The following is a 22,901-nucleotide window of genomic DNA, read 5'->3' on the forward strand; positions in this document are numbered from 1 at the left end:
TCCGTCCGGACGCAGGCCGCAGGACCGAGGCCCCGATAGGGCGAAATGCCGATGCGGAGCGGTATCCCGGTTGGGAGCATGGCACTCATGCTCCGAGCCGCCGAAAACACCGCACTCGTCCCCCGTACCGCACCGCCCACCTGGGTGGTGATCGCGCTCGCGTGCGCCGGGCAGTTCCTCGTCGTGCTGGACGTGTCCGTCGTCAATGTGGCGCTGCCGTCGATGCGGGCCGACCTCGGGCTGAGCGCGCCGGGGCTGCAGTGGGTGGTGAACGCCTACGCGATCGCCTTCGCCGGATTCATGCTGCTCGGCGGGCGGGCCGGGGACCTGTACGGGCGCAAGCGGATGTTCCTCGTCGGGCTCGCCCTGTTCACGGTGGCCTCCCTCGGCGGCGGGCTGGCCCGGGAGGGCTGGCAGCTGCTGGCCGCGCGGGGCGCGCAGGGGCTGGGCGCGGCCGTCCTCGCCCCCTCGACGCTGACGCTGCTCACCGCCGCCGTCCCGGAGGGCGCGGCGCGCGCACGGGCCATCGCGACCTGGACCGCGGTGGGCGCCGGCGGCGGCGCGGCGGGCGGTCTCGTCGGCGGACTGCTGGTGGACGGGCTGTCGTGGCGGTGGGTGCTGCTGATCAACGTACCGGTCGGAGCCGTCGTCCTGGCCGGGTCGGCGCGCCGGCTGACGGAGAGCCGCGCCGGGGACGGGCGGCGCCTCGACCTGCCCGGCGCGCTTCTGGTCACCGCGGGCCTCGCCACGCTCGCGTACGGGATCGTGCAGACCGAGGCGGAGGGGTGGACGGCGGCCGCGACGCTGCTGCCGCTGTGCGCGGGACCCACCCTGCTCGGGCTCTTCCTCGCCGTGGAGGCGCGCACGAAGGCCCCGCTGATGCCGCTGAAGCTGCTCGGGCTGAGGGCGGTGTCCTCGGCGAACGCGGCCATGTTCGTCTCCGGCTCCGCGATGTTCTGCATGTGGTACTTCATGACGCTGTACGCGCAGAACGTCCTCGGTTACACGCCCCTGGACGCCGGTCTCGCCCTGGTGCCCAGCTCGCTGGCGGTGGTGCTCGGCTCGAAGCTCGCCCCTCGGGTCATGCGGGCCGTCGGAGCGCGGAACGTGGCGGTGCTCGGCACGCTGGTCGCGGCCGCCGGGTTCGGCTGGCAGTCGACGATGACCGCGGACGGCGGGTATCTGACGGCGATCATGTTCCCGGGGATCCTGATGATGCTGGGCGCCGGCCTGGCGGCGACCCCGCTCGCCGCGCTCGCGACGTCGGGCGCGGAGCCGAGGGACGCCGGACTGGTCTCGGGCCTGATCAACACCTCGCGCACCATGGGTGGTTCGCTGGGGCTCGCCGTGATGTCGACGATCGCGGCGACCCGGACGGGGGGAGGCCGGTCGGCGCAGGCCCTGACGGAGGGGTACGCCGAGGCGTTCCGGACGAGCGGGGTCCTGCTGCTGGTGGGGGTCGTGCTGATGCTGGTGTGGCTGCCTCGCAAGGGCGCCGCCCGGTGAGGCGACGGCCCGCCGGCGGACCTCGCGGCGGGCCCTGGTGCTCTCAGAGCCACCCCTGCTGCCGGGCCTCCCGCACCGCCTCCATGCGGTTGCGGGTGCCCGTCTTGCCGATGGCGGCGGAGAGGTAGTTGCGGACCGTGGACTCGGAGAGATGGAGCCTGGCCGCGATGTCGGCGACCGTCGCCCCGTCCACGGACGCCTTCAACACGTCGCGCTCGCGTGCGGTCAGCGGGTCGGGGCCCGCGCTCAGCGCCGCCGCGGCCAGCGCCGGGTCGACCACCGTCTCGCCGCCGAGCACCCGCCGGACGGCGGCGGCGAGTTCCTCCACCGGGCCGTCCTTGACCAGGAAGCCGGCGGCGCCCGCCTCCATGGCCCGGCGCAGATAACCGGGACGGCCGAAGGTGGTGAGGATCAGCACCCGGCAGCCGGGGGCCCGTTCGCGCAGTTCGGCCGCCGCTTCCAGGCCGCTCATGCCCGGGAGTTCGATGTCCAGCAGGGCCACGTCCGGGCGGTGGGCCAGCGCGGCATCCACGATCGCGTCGCCCGTGGCGAGCTGTGCGACGACCTCGATGTCGTCCTCCATGCCGAGCAGCAGGGCCAGGGCGCCGCGCATCATGCCCTGGTCCTCGGCGAGCAGGACCCTGATGACCTCCGCGGGTCGCTCACGTCGGGGCGTCTCGTCCACGGGGCCAAGCGTACGGTGCGGGTGCGGGTGCGGGTGCGGGTGCGGGTGCGGGTGCGGGTGCGGGTGCGATGCCGATGGCGGGCCGTCGCCGTGGCTGTGGCCGTCGCCGTGGCTGTGGCCGCCGTCGTGGCCGGGCATCGTCACTCGGCGCCGGGTGCCGTGGCCGCCGCGACGGTCGGCGGCACGGAGGCCGGCTCCGCGGGGAGTTCGGCCTCCACCGGGAGGTCCGCGGTGACCGTGAAGCCGCCGCGCGGTGAGGGGCCCGCCCGCAACGACCCGCCCGCCGCCGCGAGGCGTTCGGTCAGGCCCTTGAGGCCGGTCCCGCCGACGCCGCCCGGAGCGGGCGCGGGGGAGGTGCCCGTACCGTCGTCGGCCACCGTCAGCCGGACCCGCTCCGACGTGCCGTCGACGGTGATCTCGCAGCGGGCCGCGCCGCTGTGCCGTACGGCATTGGTGACGGCCTCGCGGACCACCCAGCCGAGCAGGGCCTCGGTCCGGGGGCCCAGGGGCGGGCCCGACCGGTGGACGACGGGTTCCACGCCGGCCGCGGTCAGGGCCGAGCGGGCACGCTCCAGTTCCGTGGCGAGGCTGCCCTCGCGGTAGCCGGTGACCGCCTCACGGATCTCGGTGAGCGCCTGGCGGCCCACGGACTCGATGTCCGTCACCTGCATCAGTGCCGCCTCCAGATCGCGGTGGGCCAGACGGCGGGCCGCCTCCGACTTCACGACGATCACCGACAGGGTGTGGCCGAGCAGGTCGTGCAGGTCGCGGGAGAAGCGAAGGCGTTCCTTCTCCACCGCGCGACGGGCCAGTTCCTCTCGGGCGGCACGCAGTTCGCGCACGGCCTCGGACAGGGACAGGAGCGCGGCCGTCACCATCGTCGACAGGAAGGTTCCGTAGGCGATGCCGATCCCCTCCCAGCCCTCCCGCACCCCGGCGACCGCACCGGCCGGCGCGCTCAGCGCGAGGCCGGCCTTCCCCAACCAGCGCCCCCGCAGGATCGCGCCCGTCGCCAGCCCCAGCAGCGGGAAGAACAGCAGCCAGCTGCCGCCGTACCCGAGGGCGAGCGCACAGGTCACCACCCCCATCACGAGCAGCGCCGTCCGCGTGGACCGCGCCTCGCGCCTGGGCTTGTCGAAGGCGCGGAACGCCACGTAGACATAGCAGGAGTTGAACGTGAGCAGACCGAGTGCGCCGATCCACGGATTGGGGGTCTCGGCTTGGAAGACGTTGGAGAGCGCGCCCGTCCCCATCAACAGCCAGGGCAGCAGGGTGAAGCCGCTGGGCGGGGGCCCCGCCTCGTCCAGCGGCGCGAGACCCCGGCCGCCGCGGCGGGAGCCCGCCCCGCCGGCCTTCCTTCCCTTCGTCCCCGTCGTCGTCATCGCTTCCGTCCCCGTCGTCCGCTCCATGTCCAATGACGCTACGGGTGCCGGAGCCGGAGCGGCAGCACCGCTTGTACGCGGTCGGCCGGGACAAATGTCACGGGTGCCGTCGGCCGAGGGGGTGCGGACCTGGATCTGACATGGCGTCAGGAGTCTTCCCAACTGCGGAGTGCTGGGCTATACAGGACGTCGCCGTACTGGAACGCGTTCTAGAACGGGCGGGTTCCACGGCCCCGTCACGACCCCGGTGCGGCCGACGGTGCGGACGGCCGCGCCGGGGTCTTTCCCTCGCCAGCGTCAGGAGCCCCATGCCCATCGACGAAGCCGCGGCCCTCGCCGCCGAACCCCGCTCCGGCGAGATCGCCTGGGACCACAAGGATGTCCAGCTCTACCACCTCGGCATCGGCGCCGGCATCCCCGCGACCGACCCCGACGAACTGCGCTACACCCTGGAGTCCCGGCTGCACGTCCTGCCGAGCTTCGCCACCGTCGCGGGCGCGGGCGCCCCGGGCGTGATCAGCGGCCTGTCCATGCCGGGCGTGGAGGTCGACCTGGCCCGCGTGCTGCACGGCGGTCAGACGCTGCGGATCAACCGCCCGCTCCCGGTCGAGGGAAGGGCCACCGCCACCTCCCGCATCGCCGCCGTGTACGACAAGGGCACGGCCGCCATCCTCGTCCTGCGCACCGAGGTCGCCGACGCCGAGGGCCCGCTGTGGACCAACGACGCGCAGATCTTCCTCCGCGGTGAGGGCGGCTGGGGCGGCGACCGCGGCCCGTCCACCCGCCTGGCACCGCCCACCGGCGAGCCGGACCAGGTGGTCGAGCGGGCGATCCGGGAGGACCAGGCCCTCCTCTACCGCCTCTGCGGCGACTGGAACCCGCTGCACGCCGACCCCGACTTCGCAAAGGTCGCCGGGTTCGACCGGCCCATCCTGCACGGTCTGTGCACCTACGGGATGACGCTCAAGGCGGTCGTGGACACCCAGCTCGACGGGGATGTGACCCGCGTCCGGTCCTGCTCCACACGCTTCGCCGGGGTCGTCTTCCCGGGCGAGACGCTCCGCATCCGCATGTGGCGGCAGGACGACGCGGTCCGGGTCGCCGTCAGCGCGGTCGAACGCGACGACGCCCCGGTCCTCGCCGACACGATCGTCGAACACTCCTGAGCCACCGGGCCGTCGATTCCGTCGGGCCCCCGATTCCGCCGGGCCATCGATTCCGTCGGGCCCCGATTCCACCGGGCCATCGATTCCGCCGAGCCGCCGAGCCACCGAGACTTCGAAGGGGAGCCGCACCATGCGCGCAGCCGTGCTGCACGAGATCGGCCAGGACAAACTGGAGGTCCTCGACGACGTCGAGGCGACGGGGTTCGGCCCCGGCAGGGTCAGGATCCGGGTACGCGCCACCGGGCTGTGCCACTCGGACCTGTCCGCGATGAGCGGCGTGCTGCCGCAGCCCGCCCCGTTCGTGCCCGGTCACGAGGGCGCGGGCGAGGTCCTCGAGGTCGGCGAGGGAGTGAGCAACGTCAAACCGGGCGACCGGGTGGTCGTGTGCTGGCTGCCCGCCTGCGGCGTCTGCCCCGCCTGCAAGCGCGGGCAGACCGAGCTGTGCCTGGCCGGGTTCATGAACGCCGGCACCCCCAACTTCAGGCGCGCCGGCGGTGACGTCTTCGGCTTCGCCGGGACCGGCACCTTCACCGAGGAGGTCGTCGTCGACGCGGGCTGCGCGGTGCCGATCCCGGACGACGTGCCCTACGACATCGCCGCCCTCATCGGCTGCGGGGTGACCACGGGCCTGGGCGCGGCGCTCAACACGGCGGACGTGGAGGCCGGTTCGTCCGTCGCCGTCATCGGGTGCGGCGGCGTCGGGATCTCCGCGATCCAGGGGGCGCGGCTCAAGGGGGCCGCCGAGATCGTCGCCGTCGACCCGGTCGTCTCCCGCCGCGAGGCCGCGCTGAGGTTCGGCGCCACGAGGGCGGTCTCGCCCGAGGAACTGCCCGGCGCCAAGCAGCAGGTCACCGGCGGCGAGGGCTTCGACTACGTCTTCGAGGTCGTCGGCAGGTCGGCCACGGCCCGCACGGCGTACGAGAACACCCGGCGCGGCGGCACGCTCGTCGTGGTCGGCGCGGGTGCGATGGACGACTTCCTCCAGCTCAACATGTTCGAGCTGTTCTTCGACGAGAAGCGGATCCTGCCGTCCCTGTACGGCGGCGGGGACGTCCTGCGCTCGTACGAGCGGACCATCGCGCTCTGGCGCGCCGGACGCATCGACCTGGCGGGACTGATCACGCACCGGGTGCCGCTCGCCGGGATCAACGAGGCGCTGGAGCAGATGCGGACGGGCGCCGCGCTGCGCACCTGCATCGAGGTCTGACCTCCCGCGCCGCGCCGACCGTCCGACCGACCGTGTCGACCGTGTCGACACCGTTCCGACACCGTTGCGAGAGGACCTTGATGTCGCTGCCACTGGAAGGGCTGTCCGCGATCGTCACCGGCGCGGGCCGGGGCCTGGGCCGGGCCGAGGCGCTGGAGCTCGCCCGGCTCGGCGCGTCCGTCGTCGTCAACGACTACGGACAGCCGGGCCGATGGGGGTCCCCCCTGCTCGAGCGAAGCCGAGAGCTTGGGGGAGGTTCCGGTGAGGCGTCCACGACGCCCGCCGAGGAGGTCGCCGCCGAGATCCGGGCGGCGGGCGGCCGGGCCGTCGCCCACACCGGGGACGTCGCCGACTTCGCACAGGCCCGGGAACTCGTCGAACTGGCGGTCGCCGAGTTCGGGAAGCTGGACGTCCTGGTCAACAACGCGGGCATCCTGCGCGACCGCATGGTCTTCTCGATGTCCGAGGACGAATGGGACTCGGTGATCCGGGTCCACCTCAAGGGCCACTTCAACACGACCCGCTTCGCCGCCGCGCACTGGCGGGCGCGCTCCAAGGCGGCGGACCGCCCGGTGTACGGGCGGATCGTGAACACCTCGTCGGAGGCGTTCCTGGCGGGTTCGGCCGGACAGCCCAACTACGCGGCGGCGAAGGGCGGAATCGTCGGCCTCACGACGTCCACCGCGCTCGCGCTCGCCAAGTACGGGGTGACGGCCAATGTGATCTGCCCGCGCGCCCGCACCCGGATGACGCAGGACGTCTTCGCCGGCCTCGCACAGCCGGAGGAGGGCCTCGACCCGCTCGCCCCCGAGCATGTCGGGCCGCTCGTCGGCTATCTGGCGTCACCCGCCGCGGCGCAGGTCAACGGTCAGCTCCTGGTCGTCCACGGCGGTCTGGTCGCGATCGTCGACCGGCCGCGCGTGCGGGCGACGTTCGACACCAAGCAGGACGCCTTCACGTACGACGAACTCGACGCGCTGCTCACCCCGCACTACGCGCAGCGGCCGGAGGGCGAGACGTTCGCGGCCGTGGAGGTGCTCGGACTCCGGCACGACCGGGCCTCGGCGGACCGCTGAGGGGCGGCGGCCGGGCCGCCGAGCAGCGGGCCCGGGGAGCGGGTGCGCGACGGCCCCGCCCGTCGTGGGACGGGCGGGGCCGTGTGCTGCGGCAACGGGTCGGCGTCCGCCGTCGGCTGACGTCCCGTCAGCGCGCGTGTGATTCCCCGTGGCCCGTCGTCAGGCCGCCGAGCCACGCCTGTTCGGGCGCCTGCTCGGACGGCTTGCGGTGCCGGCCGTGCGGAGCCGCCTCGGACTCCTGGGCGGAGACCGGGCCGCGATGCCGGCCATGGCCCGAGAACTGGTGGGCCTCGGCGGACAGTGGCGTTGTCGTACTGATGTCGCTCATCGAGAATGGTCACCCCGTCAACATGTTCCTTCGTACAGCCGGGCGAGTCTAACGGGCGGCACTGACAGTGGTGTCGACGACCGGAGCCGTCGGGCCGTGGCCGCCGCCGTGTCCCTCGCCGTCGACGGGCGGCTCGGCGCGCATCCCCAACGGGCGCCGAGCCGCGAAGAACCTGGCGAGGGGCGCCACCTCCCGTGTCGTGGGCCCCCGCAACGGCGCCTCCCGCAGCGGCACCGGCCGCGCCGCTCCCTGCTCCGCGACCCCGGGGACCGGTCCCGCGTCCGCCTCCCGTACCGCCTCCCGCACCGCGGGCAGGGCCGCGGGCAGGGCCGCCGGCCGACCGGCCGGCTCCAGCCGCGCCACCCCGCACCGCACGACGCCCGTCGTGTACGGCAGCCGCAGCACCCCCTCCCGCGTCCACAGCCCCGCTCCGGTCAACCAGCCCGCGGGCGGCGCGAGATGGTGCACCCGGCGGTCCATGGGCCGCCACACCGCGACCCAGGTGCCCGCGGGTCCGTCGATCCGCAGCGCCACCGCGCAGCTCTCCGGCATGAGCACGTTCCCCGGCTGGATCGCGAACGGCGTCACCGGGCAGTCCAGCAGCAGGCACTCGGGGAAACGCACCGGCAGCCTGCTGCCCATCACCCCCCAGCCCAGCCGGGGGCGGCCCGGTGACGGCGCGTCGGACCGGATCAGCAGCAGCCCGCTGTCCGGGTCCGCGAGCACCAGGCGGTCGTCGCTCCCGTCCGCGATCTGCAGCAGCGGTGACATCTCACCGCCCCGTGCCAGATCCACCACCACCGTCTTGGTGGCACCCCCGTCCGGTGCGAGGTCCAGGGCCAGCAGCCGGCCGGCCCGGTCCAGCCACACCCCGCCCGAGCACCGCCCGGGCACCTCAGCCAGGCGCTCGGGCCCGAAGGCCCCGCCGGCGACCAGCCACACCGTCGCCGAGTCCCGGCCCACCGCGAGCGCGAACGCGCGGTCCCCGGTCGGCGCGGGCGGCAGCAGCCACAGCGTCTCCTCCTCGGGGCACTCCACCGCGCCCAGCGGCAGTTCGCCCGTCCCCGGTCCCGCCGGGTACAGCAGCGAGAACGTGTGCAGCCCGTCCACGACGCGGTGGATCAGCACCCGTCCGTCGGCCATCGGCTGCACTTCGGTGCCGGGTTCCTCCGGCTGGTTGCCCGGCAGCGGCACGGCGTACGGTTCCGGGCCGTCCAGGGTCCAGCGCTCGGGGTACCAGGAGTCGCCGTCCAGGGCGAGGCGCGCCGCGTAGGTACCGTCCGCGGTGATCACGCATCCGGGTCGGGCCGCCCAGTCGTTCCCGTTCTCTGTGGCGGTCATGAAGGCACAGGCCGTCATCGTTCGGTCACCTCCCGCAACGAAAGCTAGTTTTCGTACGCACGGGCGTGGCATCGGCGAGCCGCTGCTTCACACAAAGGGGTGTTCGTCCCACGGTTCGTCCGAGAAAACGGGGGCGGATGTGCTGCAGCAGGGGGCGCACGGCCCGTCGCCGCGCACCCCCGTACCGTCCGTCCCGTCCCGGCCTGGGCGAACGACCCGTGACCGGCGGGACGCGGACCGGGGCAGGTAGCCTTTTCCCCGTGCCCAGTCTGTCTGAAGTCATCGCCGCGCTGGAGAGCCTGTGGCCCGCCGAGCGGGCCGAGTCCTGGGACGCGGTCGGCACGGTCGTGGGCGACCCCGACCAGGAGGTCTCCCGGGTCCTCTTCGCCGTCGACCCCGTCCGGGAGATCGTCGACGAGGCGGTCGCGCTGGGCGCGGACCTGCTGGTCACCCACCATCCGCTCTACCTGCGCGGTACGACGACGGTGGCGGCCTCCACCTTCAAGGGCCGTGTCGTGCACACCCTCATCAAGAACGACATCGCGCTGCACGTCGCACACACCAACGCCGACCGCGCCGACCCCGGCGTCAGCGACGCCCTGGCCGGCGCGCTCGACCTCAGAGTCGTCCGCCCCCTCGTACCGGACCCGACCGACCCGGACGGCCGCCGGGGCCTCGGCCGGGTCTGCGAGCTCGACCACCCGCTGACCGTCCGCGAGCTGGCCGCCCGCGCCGCCGAACGGCTGCCCGCCACCGCGCAGGGCATCCGCGTCGCCGGCGACCCCGACGCGCCCGTCCGCACGGTCGCCGTCAGCGGCGGCTCCGGCGACAGCCTCTTCGACGACGTCCGCGCGGCCGGCGTCGACGCCTTCCTCACCGCGGACCTGCGCCACCACCCGGCGTCCGAGTTCATGGCGGCTCGCGCCCCCGGACCTCTCGCGCTGCTCGACGCGGCGCACTGGGCCACCGAGTGGCCCTGGTGCGAGCTGGCCGCGACCCAGCTCGACGAGATCTCCGACCGGAACGGATGGGACCTTCGCGTCCACGTCTCGACCACGGTCACCGACCCCTGGACCGCCCACGCGGCGTCCTCCCGCCCGTCACCCACCACCGCCCCCGCAGAGAGCGCATCGCGCGCCCCCTCCGATCCTCCTGGAGCCCCCAACTGAACGCCGCGCCCGCCGACCAGATCAGACTCCTCGACGTCCAGGCCCTGGACGTACGCCTCCAGCAGCTCGCGCATCGGCGGAGGTCCCTGCCCGAGCACGCCGAGATCGAGTCGCTGACCAAGGACCTCACGCAGCTGCGCGATCTGCTGGTGGCGGCGCGGACCGAGGAGAGCGACTGCGCCCGCGAGCAGACCAAGGCGGAGCAGGACGTGGACCAGGTGCGCCAGCGCGCCGCCCGCGACCAGCAGCGCCTCGACTCCGGCGCGGTCACCTCCCCGAAGGACCTGGAGAACCTCCAGCACGAGATCGCCTCGCTCGCCAAGCGGCAGGGCGACCTGGAGGACATCGTCCTGGAGGTGATGGAGCGCCGCGAGTCCGCGCAGGAGCGGGTCGGCGAGCTGACCGGGCGTGTCGCGTCGGTGCAGTCGAAGATCGACGACGCCACGGCGCGCCGGGACGCGGCCTTCGAGGAGATCGACGGCGAGGTCGCCTCGGTGACCAAGGAGCGCGAGGTCATCGCGGGTTCGGTGCCCGCGGACCTGCTCAAGCTCTACGACCGGCTGCGCGAGCAGCAGGGCGGCATCGGCGCGGCCAAGCTCTACCAGCGCACCTGTCAGGGCTGCCGCCAGGAACTGGCGATCACCGAGCTGAACGAGATCCGCACGGCGGCGCCCGACACGGTCGTCCGCTGCGAGAACTGCCGTCGCATCCTGGTGCGTACCAACGAGTCCGGGCTGTAAGAGGCTTACGGCGTGCGGGAGTTCATCGTCGAGGCCGACGGCGGGTCCCGGGGCAACCCGGGGCCCGCGGGCTACGGTTGTGTGGTGCGGGACGCGGCGACGGGCGAACCGCTGGTGGAACGCGCCGAGTTCATCGGCGTCGCGACCAACAACGTCGCCGAGTACCGCGGACTGCTGGCCGGGCTGAGCGCGGCCCACGAGCTGGACCCCACCGGACGGGTGCACGTCCGCATGGACTCCAAGCTGGTCGTGGAGCAGATGTCGGGCCGCTGGAAGATCAGGCACCCGGACATGAAGCCGCTGGCGATGCGGGCCGCCGCCGTCTTCCCCGCCGCGCGGGTCACCTACGAGTGGATTCCGCGCGAGCGCAACAAGCACGCGGACCGGCTGGCCAACGAGGCGATGGACGCGGGGAGCCGGGGCGAGCTCTGGACCGCCTCCCGGCCCGCCGGGGAGCCAAAACCCCCGGCCGGGGCGGTGCCCGGACCGTCCGCACCGCCGGGCGACGCGCGTGCCGGGGCGGCCCGTGCGCGGGCGGCCCTCGCGGGGAGTCCGGCGACGGTGTCCGGACCGACGGGCGACGCGCGTGGCGGGGAGCGGGCGGCCCTCGCGGGGGCCGGCGCTGCCGCGTCCGTTCCGCGAGGCGCGGCGGCCCCCGCGGAGGGTGCCCGTGCCGACGTGCGGGCCGCCCGTCATGTCGCCTCCGTGGCGCCCGACCTCGGTGCCCCGACCACCTTCGTGCTGCTGCGGCACGGCGAGACCCCCCTCACCCCGCTCAAGCGGTTCTCCGGCAGTGACGGCAGCGACCCGGCCCTGTCCGACACCGGCCGGCGCCAGGCCGAACTCGTCGCCGCCGCGCTCGCCGCACGCGGCACCGTGCAGGCCGTCGTCTCCTCGCCCCTCGCCCGCTGCCGCGAGACCGCCGGGGTCGTCGCCGCCCGCCTCGGGCTGGAGGTGGGCGTCGAGGACGGGCTGCGCGAGACCGGCTTCGGAGCCTGGGAGGGCCTCACGTTCGCCGAGGTCCGCGAGCGCTACCCGGACGACATGGACGCCTGGCTGGCCGACCCGGAGGCCGCGCCCACCGGCGGCGAGAGTTTCGCGGCCGTCGCCCGGCGGGTCTCCGCCGCGCGGGACGACCTCATCGCCTCCCACGCGGGCCGCACCGTCCTGCTCGTCTCCCACGTGACGCCCATCAAGACGCTCGTCCGCCTGGCCCTCGGCGCACCCCAGGAGGCCCTGTTCCGCATGGAACTGTCCGCGGCGTCCCTGACCGCGGTGGCGTACTACGCGGACGGCAACGCCAGCCTCCGCCTCCTCAACGACACGTCCCACCTGCGCTGAGTCAGCGACACGTCCCACCTGCGCCGAGTCAGCGACGCGTCCCACCTGCGCCGAGTCAGCGGCGCGTCCCACCTGCGCCGAGTCAGCGGCGCAGGGCCGCCGCCTCCCGGGCCAGCCCCTCGATCCGGGCCCAGTCCCCCGCCGCGATCGCGTCCTGCGGGACCATCCAGATCCCGCCCACGCAGCCGACGTCGGGCAGCGCCAGGTACTCCGGAGCGTTCGCCGGGCCGATCCCGCCCGTCGGGAAGAAGCGGGCCTGGGGGAGCGGTCCGGCCGGCGACCTCAGACGGGCCGTACCGCCTGACGCCTGTGCCGGGAAGAACAGCGCGGCCGGGGTGCGCAGCGTCACCTCGATCGCTGGCAGCCCGCCCCCCACCAGCGCCCGCGCGAGGGGCACGGCGTCGGCGACGTCCGCCACGACGACCACGGGGACGACGGGCGCGAGGTCGAGGACCCCGACGGCGGCCGGGGAAGGGGAGGCGGGCAGCGGTGAGGGCATGGCCTCATGCTGCCCAGCGGGAGCAGTACCCGCAAAGGCCGTTGCATCATCTGCAACGACAGACGGCCGGGCGGGGCGGCTCAGTGGATCTCCGACACCACCACGTCCAGCGACCACGCCCTCCCCGCCCCGGCCGGCGCCTCCGCCTCCACCGTGTGACCCAGGTCCCGCAGCGCCACCACGAGCTCCGCCGGGTCCTTCGGCGTGGCCCCCGAGGACAGCAGGCTGCGTACGATCCGCCCCTTCGTCGCCTTGTTGAAGTGGCTGACCACCGACCGCTTCTCCACCCCGTCCACGATCCGGGAGTGCAGCACGCGCACGGTGGCCGTCCGCCCCGCCGTCTCGCCCTTCGGCCTCCACGCGGCCGCGTAGGCGGAGGAACGCAGGTCCAGCACCAGCCCGTCACCGGCCGCCTCCGGCAGGGCGGTGGCCATCGGCGCCCGCCAGTACGCGCCCAGCGCCCCCCAGACCGGGCAGCCTCACGCCCATCGAGCAGCGGTAGGAGGGGATACGGTCCGTCACGCGGACCGCGCCCCACAGCCCCGAGAACACCAGCAGGGAACCGGCCGCGCGCCGCTCGGCCGCCGTGTCCAGCGAGGCCAGGCCCAGGGCGTCGTACAGCACACCGGTGTAGATCTCCCCGGCGGGCCGCGCCCCCGCCGTCCGCAACCCCGCGTTCTTGGCCACCTCGCCGCGCAGGCCCTCGCTGAGCCCCAGCACCTCCCGCGCCTTCTCCTCGTCGCCGGCGCACAGGGCGACCAGTTCGTCGAGGACGGCCTCCCGCGCGGCGGTCAGCCCCGGCAACGACAGCGACTCCAGCCTCAGCGGGGCACCCCGTCCGGAGGGCGCCTTGCCTTCGGAGGGCGGCAGCAGGACAAGCACACGTACTCCTTCAGTAGAGCTCCGCGCCAGCGTACGGCCCGGTGGGCGTGCGGATGCCGCCCCACCGGCCCCGCCCTAGGCTCGGACCATGCCCCGCCGCCCCATCCGCGTCGTCGGCGCCCCCGAGGGCCCGCTGAGGGCCGCGCTGCGCGGGCTGCGCGGCGGACCCGGGGTGCCCGGGGACTTCCCCACCGAGGTGCTCGCCGAGGCCGAGCGGGTCACCGGGGTGCCGCGCCTGCCCGCCCTCGACGCCACCGACATCCCCTTCTTCACGCTCGGCCGGTCCGCTTCCGCCGGCCCCGGGCACGCCCTGCACCTCGCGCGGCGCCCCGGCGGCTTCCGCGTCCGGTACGCGGTCGCCGACGTCGCCGCCTTCGTGCCGCCCGGCGGCGCCCTGGACACCGAGGCCCACCGCCGGATCACCACCCTCTGCTTCCCGGACGGCACCGTCCCGCTGCACCCGGCCCCGGTCGCCGAGCGCGCCGCGAGCCTGCTGCCGGGCGCGGTACGCCCCGCCGTGCTGTGGACCCTCGACCTCGACGCGGACGGCCGCAGCGTCGCCACCGACGTCCGCCGCGCGCTCGTCCGCAGCCGTGCCCGACTGGGCCACCAGGAGGCGCAGAAAGAGATCGAGACCGGCACCGCCGAGGAGCCCGTCGCCCTCCTGAAGGACATCGGCCGACTGCGCCGGGCACTGGAGGCGGAGCGCGGCGGCGTCTCCCTCACCGTGCCCGAACTGGACGTCCTGGAGCACGACCACACGTACCGACTCGCCTACCGCGCCCCGCTCCCGGTCCAGGGGTGGAGCGAACAGATCTCCCTCCTGACCGGCACGGCGGCGGCGGCGCTCATGCTCGCCCACGGCACCGGAGCGCTGTGGACGCTCCCGGCCGCGCCGCACGGTGCGATCGGCCGGCTGCGCCGCGGCGCGTACGCCCTGCGCATCGACTGGCCCCGCCACGCCTCCTACGCCCGCCTCATCCGCTCCCTGGACCCCCACCTGCCCCATCACGCGGCGTTCCTCCAGGAGTGCACGACCCTGCTGCGCGGCGCCGGCTGCACGGTCTTCCGCGACGGCGTGCTGCCGCCCCTGACCACCCATGCCGCCGTCGCCGCGCCCTACGCCCACTGCACCCGGCCGCTGCACCGCCTCGCCGACCGGTACGCCTCGGAGATCTGCCTCGCGGCCGTCGCGAACCGGGCCCCGCCCGACTGGGTCCTCGAGGCGCTCGACGCGCTCCCCGGGGAGACGGCGGAGGGCGGCCGTCGGGCCGACGCCGTCGAGCACGCGTGCCTGGACACCGTCGCGGCCGCCCTGCTCCAGGGCCGCGTCGGCGAGGTCTTCGAGGGCTGCGTGGTGGACGTGCAGGAGGACGAACCCACCCTCGGCACCGTCCAGGTGGAGTGGCCGCCGGTGACCGCCCCCGTCGAGAGCGCCACGACCCCGCTGCCGCTGGGGGAGCGACTACGGGTCCGGCTCACCCGGGCCGCTCCGGCAGCGGCGGCGGTACGGTTCACGCCCGCCTGATCGCCTGATCGCCGCGTACGAGACGGTCGGCGTCGCCGACGCGGCAGCGGAGCGGCCGGGCCGTGTGGGGCGCCGGGCACGACCGCGGAGAGCGACCGGCTCGCCGCGCGCATCCCTGACGGCGGGCGTGACCGTGTGCCACGATCGAGGGAACGGTTCCCGATCTCACGGACAGGTGATCTTCCGATGTCCCAGTCTGGCGGGCGACAGAAGGAGGGGCGTGACATGACTGCCATGGCCCACGAGCCGCTCACGCAGGAGCAGGTCCTGCTGGAGGGCTTTCTCGCCCTGGACACCCCGGAGGGTTTCCGGGCGGAGCTGATCGAGGGGGAGATCGTTGTGACACCGCCGCCGGACGGGGACCACGAGGACTACATCGGCCTGATCGTGAGCCAAGTGATCAGGCGGGCCCGGACCGACATGCAGTTCTCCGGGAACAAGGGCCTGAAGCTGCAGAGCGGGGGCGCCTGCCCGAAGAACCACGTGATCCCCGACGGCACCTTCGCCCCAGCGGAACTGCGGCTCTACCGGGGCGCCGACCCCTGGATGCCCTGCGACGGCGTCGCCATGGTCCTGGAGGTGACGTCCACCAGGCCCGGCGCCGACCGCGAGGCCAAACGCCGCTGCTACGCCGGTGGAGGCATCCCCCTGTACCTGCTCGTCGACCGCGACGACTCCTCGGTCACGCTGTTCAGCACTCCCGAACGCGACGACTACCGCCAGCACTGCACACTCCCCTTCGGTAAGCCGCTCCCCCTCCCGGAGCCCTTCGCCTTCGAACTGGACACGGCGGACTTCCTCTGACGTAGGTGGCCGGCGTGGCCCGGCCGGGGCTCGACCTGCTCACCGGGGCGCACCCTGAGCCCGGTACCATGGTCGGCACGGCAGACGAGCCGGGCGGGCGGCCGCGTGGAGGTCCTGGTGGACCTTCCCGAGGAACGTCCGGGCTCCACAGGGCAGGGTGGTGGCTAACGGCCACCCGGGGTGACCCGCGGGACAGTGCCACAGAAAACAGACCGCCGGGGACCTCGGTCCTCGGTAAGGGTGAAACGGTGGTGTAAGAGACCACCAGTGCCCAGGGTGACCTGGGCAGCTAGGTAAACCCCACCCGGAGCAAGGTCAAAAGGGAGTTCCTTTTCGGGGATATGGAAAGGGCTCCTGCGCGGACGTTCGAGGGCTGCCCGCCCGAGTCCGCGGGTAGACCGCATGAGGCCGGCGGCAACGCCGGTCCTAGATGGATGGCCGTCGCCGGAGGGCTCGCGAGAACCCTCCGGAACAGAACCCGGCGTACAGCCCGACTCGTCTGCCGCCATCTGCGGCTTTGCCTGGGAAAGGGGCCTCTGATCTGCGATGGAGGCCCTTTCCCTCCCGATCGACAGCATGCTGGGCCGCAGACACCTTCACCGTCCTGATGGGGCAGTCCTGAACGCCCGTCGTACGGATTCACGGTTGCGGCTACCGTCGATGCTGTCCCTGCTGCCCGCCGCGATGTGCAGAGGGCGGTGGCGTCGAGCACGGCCCATGTCGCGTGGGTGTACCTCAAGGCGATCACGCAGGCCGCAGTCGAGGACAAACGTCCCGGTACCGGATCACGGTCGACCTCGGGGTCGGGTGCGGACTCCGGCAGGGTGAGGTGTTCGGATTCAGCCCAGACGACATCCACGACGGCTTCGTGCACGTGGAGCGGCAGATCCTCATGCACAAGTCGCAGCTGTACTTCGGTCCGCCCAAGGGCGGCAAGGAACGCGACGCGCCTCTGCCCCAGGCGCTCGCGAAGCGGATCCTCACGCATCAGGAGCATTTCGAACCGATCGAAGTGACGCTGCTGTGGCTGGATCCCGAGGAGCCCGACCTCGCGCGCGAGGACCGGCGCAAGGTGACGGTCCGGCTGCTCGTCCACACGGGCCGGCGTGGCCCGATCAACCGCACGACGTGGAACACCAAGGCATGGAAGCCCGCGCTCGCCGAAGTGGGAGTCATTCCGCCGCTCCCCGAACGGCAACCGGGCGAGAAGCCGTCACGTGTATGGGAGCCGAGCCGTGAGCACGGCTTCCATGTCTTGCGCCACGCGTACGCCTCGGTGATGCTCGAGGCCGGTGAGTCGATCGTGTCGCTCGCGAAGTGGCTGGGGCACTCCGACCCGGCGTTCACGCTCCGGACGTACACGCACTTCATGCCGCAGGCCGGCGCGCGGGGACTGTCCGCGATCGAAGCGTGGCTCACGGACCTCGGCTGAAAGTCCCTGAGAAGTCCCAGAGGGCTGGAGCAGCCGCCGCAAGCCTGTTGGGGCACTAGCGGTGTCGTACTGGCTGGGCCGGGAGCCGGCCGGGGACGTGGTGGTTCACGGCAGAACCGTCCTTCATGGTGCGGAGGGCTGGTCGGTCAGCGGCGGGTTGTCGGGGGCGGCGGTGACGGAGCCGGCCCGAAGTGGCAGCAGCCGGCCGGCCACGAACTGCTCGGGGGTGAAGTGGACCCGCCGTCCGGTGCTGTCGTCGTCGCCGGGGATGCCGGTCTCGGTCCATTCCAGGGTGGCCCGGCCGGACAGGTGCAGGGTGTGGCCGGTGGCGAAGTCGCAGAAGAGCAGTGCGGCGGTGGGGTCGGTCTGGAGGTTGCCGAGCGTGTTGAACATGTTGTTGCCCCAGTAGTCGGGCCACCACAGCTCGCCGTTCTCGACCCGGACGAACCCCGGCGGCCCGCCGCGGTGCGAGGCGTCGGTGCCGCGGGTGGGATGAGTGGTGCCGATCAGGAAGGTGTCGGCCCGGCGGACCAGGCCGATGTCGTCCTGCGTCAGGGCGTGTCCGCTGCGTACCGGCCCCGTGGTGCGGTCTGCGGCGGGTGCGCTGTGAAGATGCCGGTTCTGGATGTACTGGGGGCAGTTGCCGTACGCCTGCTCCACGTCGATGCGCAGCCCGTCGCTGCCGGTGTGGGACAGGGTGCCGTTGATCCGCAAGCGTCGGCGGGTGGCGAACTCGACGATGATCAGCCCGACCGGCTGGTGCTCCGGCAGGCGCTGGAGTGGGTCGCCTGCGGCGGGCAGGGCCCGCACATCGAGGGCCGTCGGCGAGGCGACGTGGAGGAATCCTGGCGGGCCGGCGAGCGGGGATGTCCACAGGGTGCCGTCGGCGTCGCGTGCAGTGATGGCCGCGAAGGTCCGCTCCGCCAGGAACCGGGTCGCTCCGCCGCGCAGCCGGGCCGGGGCCAGCATGCCCGTGAGCCGGGCTGCGTCCTGGGTCACGCCCGCCTTGCGCTGCACGGCCAGCTCGCCCTCGTGGAAGCCGGTGGTGATGGTGCGTGCCGGGTTCGTCATCGTTTTTCCTTCCACGCGCTACCGGCCATGCCGTCGGCGAGGTCGGCGAGGTCGGCGAGGGGTGTGGCCGCCGGCCTGGCCCCGGTCGGGGGCGGTGGGCCGGGTCGGCGGGCCTGGGGCCGGGTCAGGCCGCGACGCGTGGGGTGACCACGGGCCAGTCGTTGTCGACCTTGGCGAGGATGTTGAAGTAATTGGTCAGGACGTTCAGGGCCAGATGCCCGACGACCTCACCGATCTCGTCGTCGGTGGCGCCTGCGTCCCGGGCGGCCTGCACGGCGGCGTCGTCGACCTGGCCGTGGCCGCGGGCGATCGTGTCGGACAGGCTCAGCAGGGCCTGGGTGTGCGGGTCGGACGCCTTGGCGTCGCGTGCCGCCTCCAGCTCACCAGCCTCGATCTTGGCGAGGTTCGCACCGATGTAGGTGTGGGCCGAGAGGCAGTACTCGCACCCGTTGTACTCGGCGGTGGCCAGCGCGAGACGCTCGCGGACCGGGGCGGGCAGGACGCCGGCGGCCAGCGCGCCGTTCAGGGCCAGGTAGCCCTTGAGCAGCGCCGGGCTGTTCGCCATCACCTTGGTCATGTTCGGCGTCAGGCCGAGGGTCTTCTGCACGTCGGCCAGCAGCTCGGCGGCCTTGCCGGTCGCGGTGGCGGGCTCGACGGGTGCGAAACCGGTCATGAGAACAGGGCTCCTTCGATCACTTCGGTTCTAACGTTTGGATGCGCCAGTAACCGTTGGAAAAACCATGGCACGGGCCACCCGTCCTGTCAAACGGTTGGAGCGAGTGACAACCGTTAGGAGCGCGGTAGCCTCGACGCCGTGGAAACGAACGCACCGCTGCTGGGCGAGCCGCTGCCCGTGGAGCTGATGAACACCATCTGGGCGGACCGGGACGGCGTGCACGATGCGCTGCGCGATCCCGACGGCACCCGGGCCTGGCTGCATGCCGTCGCTTCCCGGGTTGATCTGATGGCCCCGGGTGATCTTGACGCTCTGACCGCGTCTGATCTCGGCACACTTGGCGACCGGCTGATTGGCCTGCGCGACGCTCTGCGTCGGCTGGCCGCCGAGGCAACCCGAGATCCGCGTTCGGCGGCCGTGTCCGACACTCGCGAGCTGCATGCGGCCGTCGCCGTGCTCAACCGGGCCGCCGGCGACACTCCCCACTGGTCGGCTCTGTCATGGACGCCCGGCGAGGAACCCTCACGGCACACCCGAACCAGCGGGCAAGCGGCCTCCGCCGCCGTCTCGGCCATCGCCGAGGAGGCCATCACGCTCTTCAGCCAGGACGCCCGCCACCAGCTGCGGGCCTGCCTGGCGCCGGGGTGCGTCCTGTACTTCCTCAAGAACCACTCCCGCAGGGAGTGGTGTTCTGCAGGCTGCGGCAACCGTGCCCGCTCCGCCCGCCACTACCAGCGTCACCGCCAGAGCATTGCCTGACCGCCACGCACCGGCTTCGACCGGCCGGCGGCCAGGACCGGCATCGACTACGCCCTCCACCAGGACACGGAAGCGCGAAACGGGCAGCACGTCACTTGCCGCCCTCTGAGAGCGGACTCGGCGGTCGCGGAGAGGCCGGCTTCGAGGTCGGTGGCCGAGGGTGACGTGGACGGTCGGACAGCGCCTCTCTTTTTGCCGGCAGGCATTGTCGTACCGCGCTTGAGTCGCGGTTGAGCCGCCTCGGCCGACCCCGTGCCAGACTCGGCGCATGCTCCACGGGCGTGCTGACAAATCTCTGATCGAACGGGTAAAGCAGATTCGCAGGGGCCTCACGGGAACCCCGTTGATTTCCCTGGCGGACGAGCAGTGCGACATCGTCGTGAAGCTGGAATTCTGCAATCCCACTGGAAGTAGCAAGGACCGTTCGGCACTGTGGATCCTGGAACAGGCAATCGGTCGCGGGGAGATAGCGCACGGCACCACGGTGGTCGAGTCGTCGTCCGGAAATTTCGCGCTGGCCCTGGCCTATTACTGCCGTATGCTCGGCATTTCGTTCGTCCCGGTCATCGATCCGAACTGCAACGAGGCCACCGAGGCCCAACTCCGGCTGCTGTGCGAGCGGGTGGAGAAGGTCGCCATCCGTGATGTGACGGGCAGCTACCTGAAGAGTCGGCTGTCCCGGGTGCAGGAGCTGCTGGTCGAACTCGACTCGGCCTATTGGCCCAACCAGTACGCCAACCCGGATGCCCGCGACGCGCATTACCGCTTCACCGCGGGCGAGTTGATCGCGCAAGCGGGCCCGCTCGACTATCTCTTCGTCGGCGTGGGCACGGGCGGCACGATCGCCGGGCTCTCCCACCGGATCAAGGAGACGTATCCGGGCTGCGTGGTCGTCGCTGTCGACGCCGAAGGCTCGGTGATCTTCGGCGGTCCGCCGAAGAAGCGGCGGATACCCGGCATCGGCTCCAGCATCGTGCCGCCGCTGTGCGATCAGGCGCTGATCGACCAGGTCGAGATCGTCTCCGAGGTGCGCGCCGTCGAGGCCTGCGGCACCCTGGCCACCGCGTACGGGTTGTACGCGGGCGGTTCGACCGGCAGCACCTATGCCGCCGTCCAGGACCACTTCGCTCGGCACCGTCCCGGCGCACACCGCCCGGGCGCACACCGTCCCGGCGCGCACCGCCCCCGGGTCGCCTTCGTCGCCGCCGACCGCGGCCATGCCTACGCCCAGACCGTCTACGACCCTACGTGGGTGCAGCAACTGCGCGCGGAAGCGGCGCAGCCCGCCCGCGTCGAAACCCTGGCCGTCAACTGAAGGAGCCCCACCCCGTGTCCACCCTGGCCCCGCCGCCCATGACCGTGATCGGTGCGGGCGACATCGCCGCCGAGACGGACCGTCACCGTCCGGAGCTCATCGAGGTCGTCCGTGCCGCCTACCTCGCGCACGACGCCGGTCAGAGCTCGAACCCGCACAGCTCGTTCCTGCGTCTCCCGCACCGGGACCGGTCGCGCATCATCTCCCTGCCGGCCTATCTGGGTGGCGAGTTCGAGGTCGCCGGCAACAAGTGGATCGCCAGCTTCCCGGACAACACGCGGCACGGAATCCCCCGGGCCTCGGCCACGCTGATCCTCAACGACTGCGTCACCGGCTACCCGTTCGCCTGCATGGAGTCCTCGATCGTCTCGGCGACGCGGACCGCGGCCTCCGCGGTGCTCGGCGCGCAGACGCTGCTCGGCGCGCGCCGTGCCCGCCGGGTCGGCATCGTGGGCACGGGGCTGATCGCCGAGCACGTACGGCGGTTCCTGCGTGATCTCGACTGGGAGATCGACGGCTTCCGGCTCTTCGACCTCGACCCGGCGGCGGCGGGCCGCTTCGGCGCCGTCGTGGCCGAGCACACGGAGGCCGAGATCGTGGTCGCCGACAAGGTGGAGGACGCGTTCACCGACTGCGACCTGGTGGTGCTGACCACCGTGGCCGGCGAACCGCACCTGCACGACCCCCGGCTGCTGGCCCACAACCCGGTGGTCCTGCACCTGTCGCTGCGCGACCTGGCCCCCGAGATGATCCTCGCCGCCCAGAACTTCACCGACGACATCGACCACGCCGTACGCGAGCGCACCTCGCTGCACCTGACGGAACAGCGCACCGGCAACCGTGACTTCATCGACGGCACCCTCGCCGACCTGCTGCGCGGGCGGCTGCGCCGGAACCACGAACGCCCCGCGGTCTTCTCGCCGTTCGGCCTCGGCGTGCTCGACCTCGCCGTCGGCAAGTGGGTGCACGACCGGGTCGTCGCCGCGGGCGGGGGCCGTCGCGAGAGCGACTTCTTCACCGGAGTGGGGGCCTGACGCGTGAGTGCCTCACCCGCCCCGCGCCCCGCCGAGGACCGGTACGTCGTCGTGGTGAACCACGAGGAGCAGTACTCGGTCTGGTTCGCCGACCGTGAGCTGCCCGCGGGCTGGACCGCCACCGGCGCGCAAGGCACCCGCCAGGAGTGCCTGGACCACATCGAGCAGGTGTGGACCGACATGACCCCGTGCTCCGTGCGAGCGTCACGATGACGGCCACCGCCCTCGCGATGGCCTGGCTGCGCGGTCTTGGCAGCCGTGAACCGACCGCGCAGCGACGCCTGTTCGTCTTCCCGCACGCGGGAGCAGGCGCCTCCGCCTACCGGCTGGCGGCGTACCTGCCGGACAGCGTCGAAGTCTGCACGGTCCAGTTGCCCGGCCGGGAGAACCGGTTCGCCGAACCGGCCCTGACGTCCCTGGACGACGCCGTGGCCGCGCTCGCGCCGCTCGTCGCGGACCACACGGACCTTCCGTACGCCTTCTTCGGGCACAGCATGGGCTCCCTGATCGCCTTCGAGACGGCCCGGCGGCTCCGTGCGCTCGGCAGGCCCCTGCCCGACCGTCTGTTCCTGTCGAGCATGCGCGCCCCCGGCCTGCCGGACCGCGACCCGCGGCACACGCTGCCGGACGACGAGCTGCTCGCCACGGCCGAGTTCGACGGCGTGGACGCCGAGTTGCACGAGCTGCTGCTGCCGCTGCTGCGTGCGGACCTGACGCTGTGCGAGACGTACACGCACCGGGCCGAGGCACCCCTGCCCTGCCCCCTGACCGTGCTGGCCGGCTCGGACGACGACAGCGTCGACGAGACGGAGCTCGCCGCCTGGCGCGAGCACACCTCGGCCGGCTTCGAACTGCACCTGTTCCCGGGCGCCCCCCACCTGTATGTGCGCGGCGCCGAACGACAGCTGGCGGAGACGATCACGCGCACCTTCCCCGCACGGGGCTGAGAAAGGATCCGTT

22 protein-coding genes, 1 other RNA gene and 1 pseudogene are annotated in these 22,901 nt (G+C 73.0%); 16 read left to right on the forward strand and 8 right to left on the reverse strand.

The annotated features are described in order from the left end of the window. The first annotated feature begins 87 nt into the window (after positions 1-87). Positions 88-1,506, forward strand: coding sequence for an MFS transporter (locus tag ACFYMU_RS08290; protein ID WP_388369723.1), 1,419 nt, complete (start codon positions 88-90; stop codon positions 1,504-1,506). A gap of 43 nt (positions 1,507-1,549) precedes the next feature. On the opposite strand, the gene ACFYMU_RS08295 is transcribed toward ACFYMU_RS08290, so the two are convergent. Both ACFYMU_RS08295 and ACFYMU_RS08300 read right to left on the reverse strand, forming a co-directional pair. Beyond that, positions 1,550-2,191: a response regulator gene (locus ACFYMU_RS08295; RefSeq protein WP_388369726.1), complete on the reverse strand. Its 642-nt coding sequence runs from the start codon at positions 2,189-2,191 to the stop codon at positions 1,550-1,552. 140 nt (positions 2,192-2,331) lie between these two features. Further along, positions 2,332-3,600, reverse strand: a complete 1,269-nt coding sequence (locus ACFYMU_RS08300; protein ID WP_388369729.1) for a sensor histidine kinase — start codon at positions 3,598-3,600, stop codon at positions 2,332-2,334. A gap of 281 nt (positions 3,601-3,881) precedes the next feature. On the opposite strand from ACFYMU_RS08300, the gene ACFYMU_RS08305 reads away from it, so the two are divergent. The 3 genes from ACFYMU_RS08305 (at position 3,882) to ACFYMU_RS08315 (ending at position 7,022) form a co-directional block, all read left to right on the forward strand. Then, positions 3,882-4,739 carry a MaoC/PaaZ C-terminal domain-containing protein gene (locus ACFYMU_RS08305; protein WP_388369732.1) on the forward strand — a complete coding sequence of 286 codons (858 nt, stop codon included), beginning with the start codon at positions 3,882-3,884 and terminating at the stop codon, positions 4,737-4,739. 130 nt (positions 4,740-4,869) lie between these two features. Next, on the forward strand, positions 4,870-5,946 hold the full coding sequence (locus ACFYMU_RS08310) for a Zn-dependent alcohol dehydrogenase (protein ID WP_388369735.1): 1,077 nt from the start codon (positions 4,870-4,872) through the stop codon (positions 5,944-5,946). 80 nt (positions 5,947-6,026) lie between these two features. Beyond that, positions 6,027-7,022 (forward strand): 3-oxoacyl-ACP reductase, encoded by a 996-nt coding sequence (locus ACFYMU_RS08315; protein WP_388369738.1) that lies wholly within the window; start codon positions 6,027-6,029, stop codon positions 7,020-7,022. A 127-nt stretch (positions 7,023-7,149) separates the two neighbouring features. Here the strand turns inward: ACFYMU_RS08315 and ACFYMU_RS08320 are convergent, their stop codons facing one another. Next, positions 7,150-7,350 (reverse strand): hypothetical protein, encoded by a 201-nt coding sequence (locus ACFYMU_RS08320; protein ID WP_388369741.1) that lies wholly within the window; start codon positions 7,348-7,350, stop codon positions 7,150-7,152. Between the two features lie 48 nt (positions 7,351-7,398). After that, positions 7,399-8,709 (reverse strand): hypothetical protein, encoded by a 1,311-nt coding sequence (locus tag ACFYMU_RS08325; RefSeq protein ID WP_388369744.1) that lies wholly within the window; start codon positions 8,707-8,709, stop codon positions 7,399-7,401. Between the two features lie 242 nt (positions 8,710-8,951). Here ACFYMU_RS08325 and ACFYMU_RS08330 point away from each other — a divergent pair, with 242 nt between their 5' ends. From ACFYMU_RS08330 to ACFYMU_RS08340, 3 genes are read left to right on the forward strand one after another with little or no spacing between them, the layout of a single operon-like run. Further along, positions 8,952-9,860, forward strand: coding sequence for a Nif3-like dinuclear metal center hexameric protein (locus ACFYMU_RS08330; RefSeq protein WP_388369747.1), 909 nt, complete (start codon positions 8,952-8,954; stop codon positions 9,858-9,860). Next, positions 9,857-10,600, forward strand: a complete 744-nt coding sequence (locus tag ACFYMU_RS08335; protein ID WP_388370319.1) for a zinc ribbon domain-containing protein — start codon at positions 9,857-9,859, stop codon at positions 10,598-10,600. Before ACFYMU_RS08330 ends, ACFYMU_RS08335 begins: the two co-directional genes overlap by 4 nt. Before the next feature lie 12 nt (positions 10,601-10,612). Beyond that, positions 10,613-11,941 (forward strand): bifunctional RNase H/acid phosphatase, encoded by a 1,329-nt coding sequence (locus ACFYMU_RS08340; RefSeq protein ID WP_388369750.1) that lies wholly within the window; start codon positions 10,613-10,615, stop codon positions 11,939-11,941. 82 nt (positions 11,942-12,023) lie between these two features. On the opposite strand, the gene ACFYMU_RS08345 is transcribed toward ACFYMU_RS08340, so the two are convergent. Beyond that, entirely contained in the window at positions 12,024-12,440 is a 417-nt protein-coding gene (locus tag ACFYMU_RS08345; RefSeq protein WP_388369752.1) for a hypothetical protein, read from the reverse strand. 80 nt (positions 12,441-12,520) lie between these two features. Next, positions 12,521-13,322: pseudogene (gene yaaA, locus ACFYMU_RS08350) on the reverse strand (peroxide stress protein YaaA). 88 nt (positions 13,323-13,410) lie between these two features. Between yaaA and ACFYMU_RS08355 the strand changes: the two are divergent. From ACFYMU_RS08355 to ACFYMU_RS08370, 4 genes are all read left to right on the forward strand, one after another. After that, positions 13,411-14,850 (forward strand): RNB domain-containing ribonuclease, encoded by a 1,440-nt coding sequence (locus ACFYMU_RS08355; RefSeq protein WP_388369755.1) that lies wholly within the window; start codon positions 13,411-13,413, stop codon positions 14,848-14,850. 225 nt (positions 14,851-15,075) lie between these two features. After that, a complete protein-coding gene (locus ACFYMU_RS08360; protein ID WP_388369758.1) occupies positions 15,076-15,654 on the forward strand; it encodes a Uma2 family endonuclease in 579 nt (192 codons plus the stop codon). 85 nt (positions 15,655-15,739) lie between these two features. Then, an RNA gene (gene rnpB, locus ACFYMU_RS08365) (RNase P RNA component class A) lies at positions 15,740-16,156 on the forward strand. Between the two features lie 327 nt (positions 16,157-16,483). After that, positions 16,484-17,086, forward strand: a complete 603-nt coding sequence (locus ACFYMU_RS08370; RefSeq protein WP_388369761.1) for a tyrosine-type recombinase/integrase — start codon at positions 16,484-16,486, stop codon at positions 17,084-17,086. A 123-nt stretch (positions 17,087-17,209) separates the two neighbouring features. Here ACFYMU_RS08370 and ACFYMU_RS08375 read toward each other — a convergent pair whose 3' ends face one another. Next, positions 17,210-18,157: a pyridoxamine 5'-phosphate oxidase family protein gene (locus ACFYMU_RS08375; RefSeq protein ID WP_388369764.1), complete on the reverse strand. Its 948-nt coding sequence runs from the start codon at positions 18,155-18,157 to the stop codon at positions 17,210-17,212. A 124-nt stretch (positions 18,158-18,281) separates the two neighbouring features. Further along, complete coding sequence (locus ACFYMU_RS08380; RefSeq protein WP_388369767.1) at positions 18,282-18,830, reverse strand: carboxymuconolactone decarboxylase family protein; 549 nt, start codon at positions 18,828-18,830, stop codon at positions 18,282-18,284. A gap of 141 nt (positions 18,831-18,971) precedes the next feature. Between ACFYMU_RS08380 and ACFYMU_RS08385 the strand changes: the two genes are divergently transcribed. From ACFYMU_RS08385 to ACFYMU_RS08405, 5 genes are all read left to right on the forward strand, one after another. Beyond that, positions 18,972-19,592, forward strand: coding sequence for a CGNR zinc finger domain-containing protein (locus tag ACFYMU_RS08385; RefSeq protein WP_388369770.1), 621 nt, complete (start codon positions 18,972-18,974; stop codon positions 19,590-19,592). Positions 19,593-19,860: 268 nt separating this feature from the next. Next, the gene (sbnA, locus tag ACFYMU_RS08390; RefSeq protein WP_388369773.1) at positions 19,861-20,907 is read left to right on the forward strand and encodes a 2,3-diaminopropionate biosynthesis protein SbnA; all 1,047 of its coding nucleotides are present in this window, start codon (positions 19,861-19,863) and stop codon (positions 20,905-20,907) included. 38 nt (positions 20,908-20,945) lie between these two features. Then, positions 20,946-21,941, forward strand: coding sequence for a 2,3-diaminopropionate biosynthesis protein SbnB (gene sbnB / locus ACFYMU_RS08395; RefSeq protein WP_388370322.1), 996 nt, complete (start codon positions 20,946-20,948; stop codon positions 21,939-21,941). A 3-nt stretch (positions 21,942-21,944) separates the two neighbouring features. Further along, positions 21,945-22,154 (forward strand): MbtH family protein, encoded by a 210-nt coding sequence (locus ACFYMU_RS08400; RefSeq protein ID WP_388369776.1) that lies wholly within the window; start codon positions 21,945-21,947, stop codon positions 22,152-22,154. Beyond that, complete coding sequence (locus tag ACFYMU_RS08405) at positions 22,151-22,888, forward strand: thioesterase II family protein (RefSeq protein ID WP_388369779.1); 738 nt, start codon at positions 22,151-22,153, stop codon at positions 22,886-22,888. The genes ACFYMU_RS08400 and ACFYMU_RS08405 overlap by 4 nt, the downstream gene beginning before the upstream one ends. Positions 22,889-22,901 lie beyond the last annotated feature (13 nt).

The sequence above is a fragment of the Streptomyces sp. NPDC007264 genome, assembly GCF_042869095.1.
GTDB lineage: Bacteria > Actinomycetota > Actinomycetes > Streptomycetales > Streptomycetaceae > Streptomyces.

What these genes read in the sequence shown, in the direction of transcription:
- ACFYMU_RS08325 (WP_388369744.1), bottom strand. Translation starts at nt 8,709, where the DNA reads ATGACGGCCTGTGCCTTCATGACCGCCACAGAGAACGGGAACGACTGG.
- ACFYMU_RS08315 (WP_388369738.1), top strand. Translation starts at nt 6,027, where the DNA reads ATGTCGCTGCCACTGGAAGGGCTGTCCGCGATCGTCACCGGCGCGGGC.
- ACFYMU_RS08380 (WP_388369767.1), bottom strand. Translation starts at nt 18,830, where the DNA reads ATGACCGGTTTCGCACCCGTCGAGCCCGCCACCGCGACCGGCAAGGCC.
- ACFYMU_RS08290 (WP_388369723.1), top strand. Translation starts at nt 88, where the DNA reads ATGCTCCGAGCCGCCGAAAACACCGCACTCGTCCCCCGTACCGCACCG.
- ACFYMU_RS08310 (WP_388369735.1), top strand. Translation starts at nt 4,870, where the DNA reads ATGCGCGCAGCCGTGCTGCACGAGATCGGCCAGGACAAACTGGAGGTC.
- ACFYMU_RS08320 (WP_388369741.1), bottom strand. Translation starts at nt 7,350, where the DNA reads ATGAGCGACATCAGTACGACAACGCCACTGTCCGCCGAGGCCCACCAG.
- ACFYMU_RS08375 (WP_388369764.1), bottom strand. Translation starts at nt 18,157, where the DNA reads ATGACGAACCCGGCACGCACCATCACCACCGGCTTCCACGAGGGCGAG.
- ACFYMU_RS08345 (WP_388369752.1), bottom strand. Translation starts at nt 12,440, where the DNA reads ATGCCCTCACCGCTGCCCGCCTCCCCTTCCCCGGCCGCCGTCGGGGTC.
- ACFYMU_RS08360 (WP_388369758.1), top strand. Translation starts at nt 15,076, where the DNA reads ATGACTGCCATGGCCCACGAGCCGCTCACGCAGGAGCAGGTCCTGCTG.
- ACFYMU_RS08405 (WP_388369779.1), top strand. Translation starts at nt 22,151, where the DNA reads ATGACGGCCACCGCCCTCGCGATGGCCTGGCTGCGCGGTCTTGGCAGC.
- sbnB (WP_388370322.1), top strand. Translation starts at nt 20,946, where the DNA reads ATGACCGTGATCGGTGCGGGCGACATCGCCGCCGAGACGGACCGTCAC.
- ACFYMU_RS08355 (WP_388369755.1), top strand. Translation starts at nt 13,411, where the DNA reads ATGCCCCGCCGCCCCATCCGCGTCGTCGGCGCCCCCGAGGGCCCGCTG.
- ACFYMU_RS08305 (WP_388369732.1), top strand. Translation starts at nt 3,882, where the DNA reads ATGCCCATCGACGAAGCCGCGGCCCTCGCCGCCGAACCCCGCTCCGGC.
- sbnA (WP_388369773.1), top strand. Translation starts at nt 19,861, where the DNA reads ATGCTCCACGGGCGTGCTGACAAATCTCTGATCGAACGGGTAAAGCAG.
- ACFYMU_RS08300 (WP_388369729.1), bottom strand. Translation starts at nt 3,600, where the DNA reads ATGGAGCGGACGACGGGGACGGAAGCGATGACGACGACGGGGACGAAG.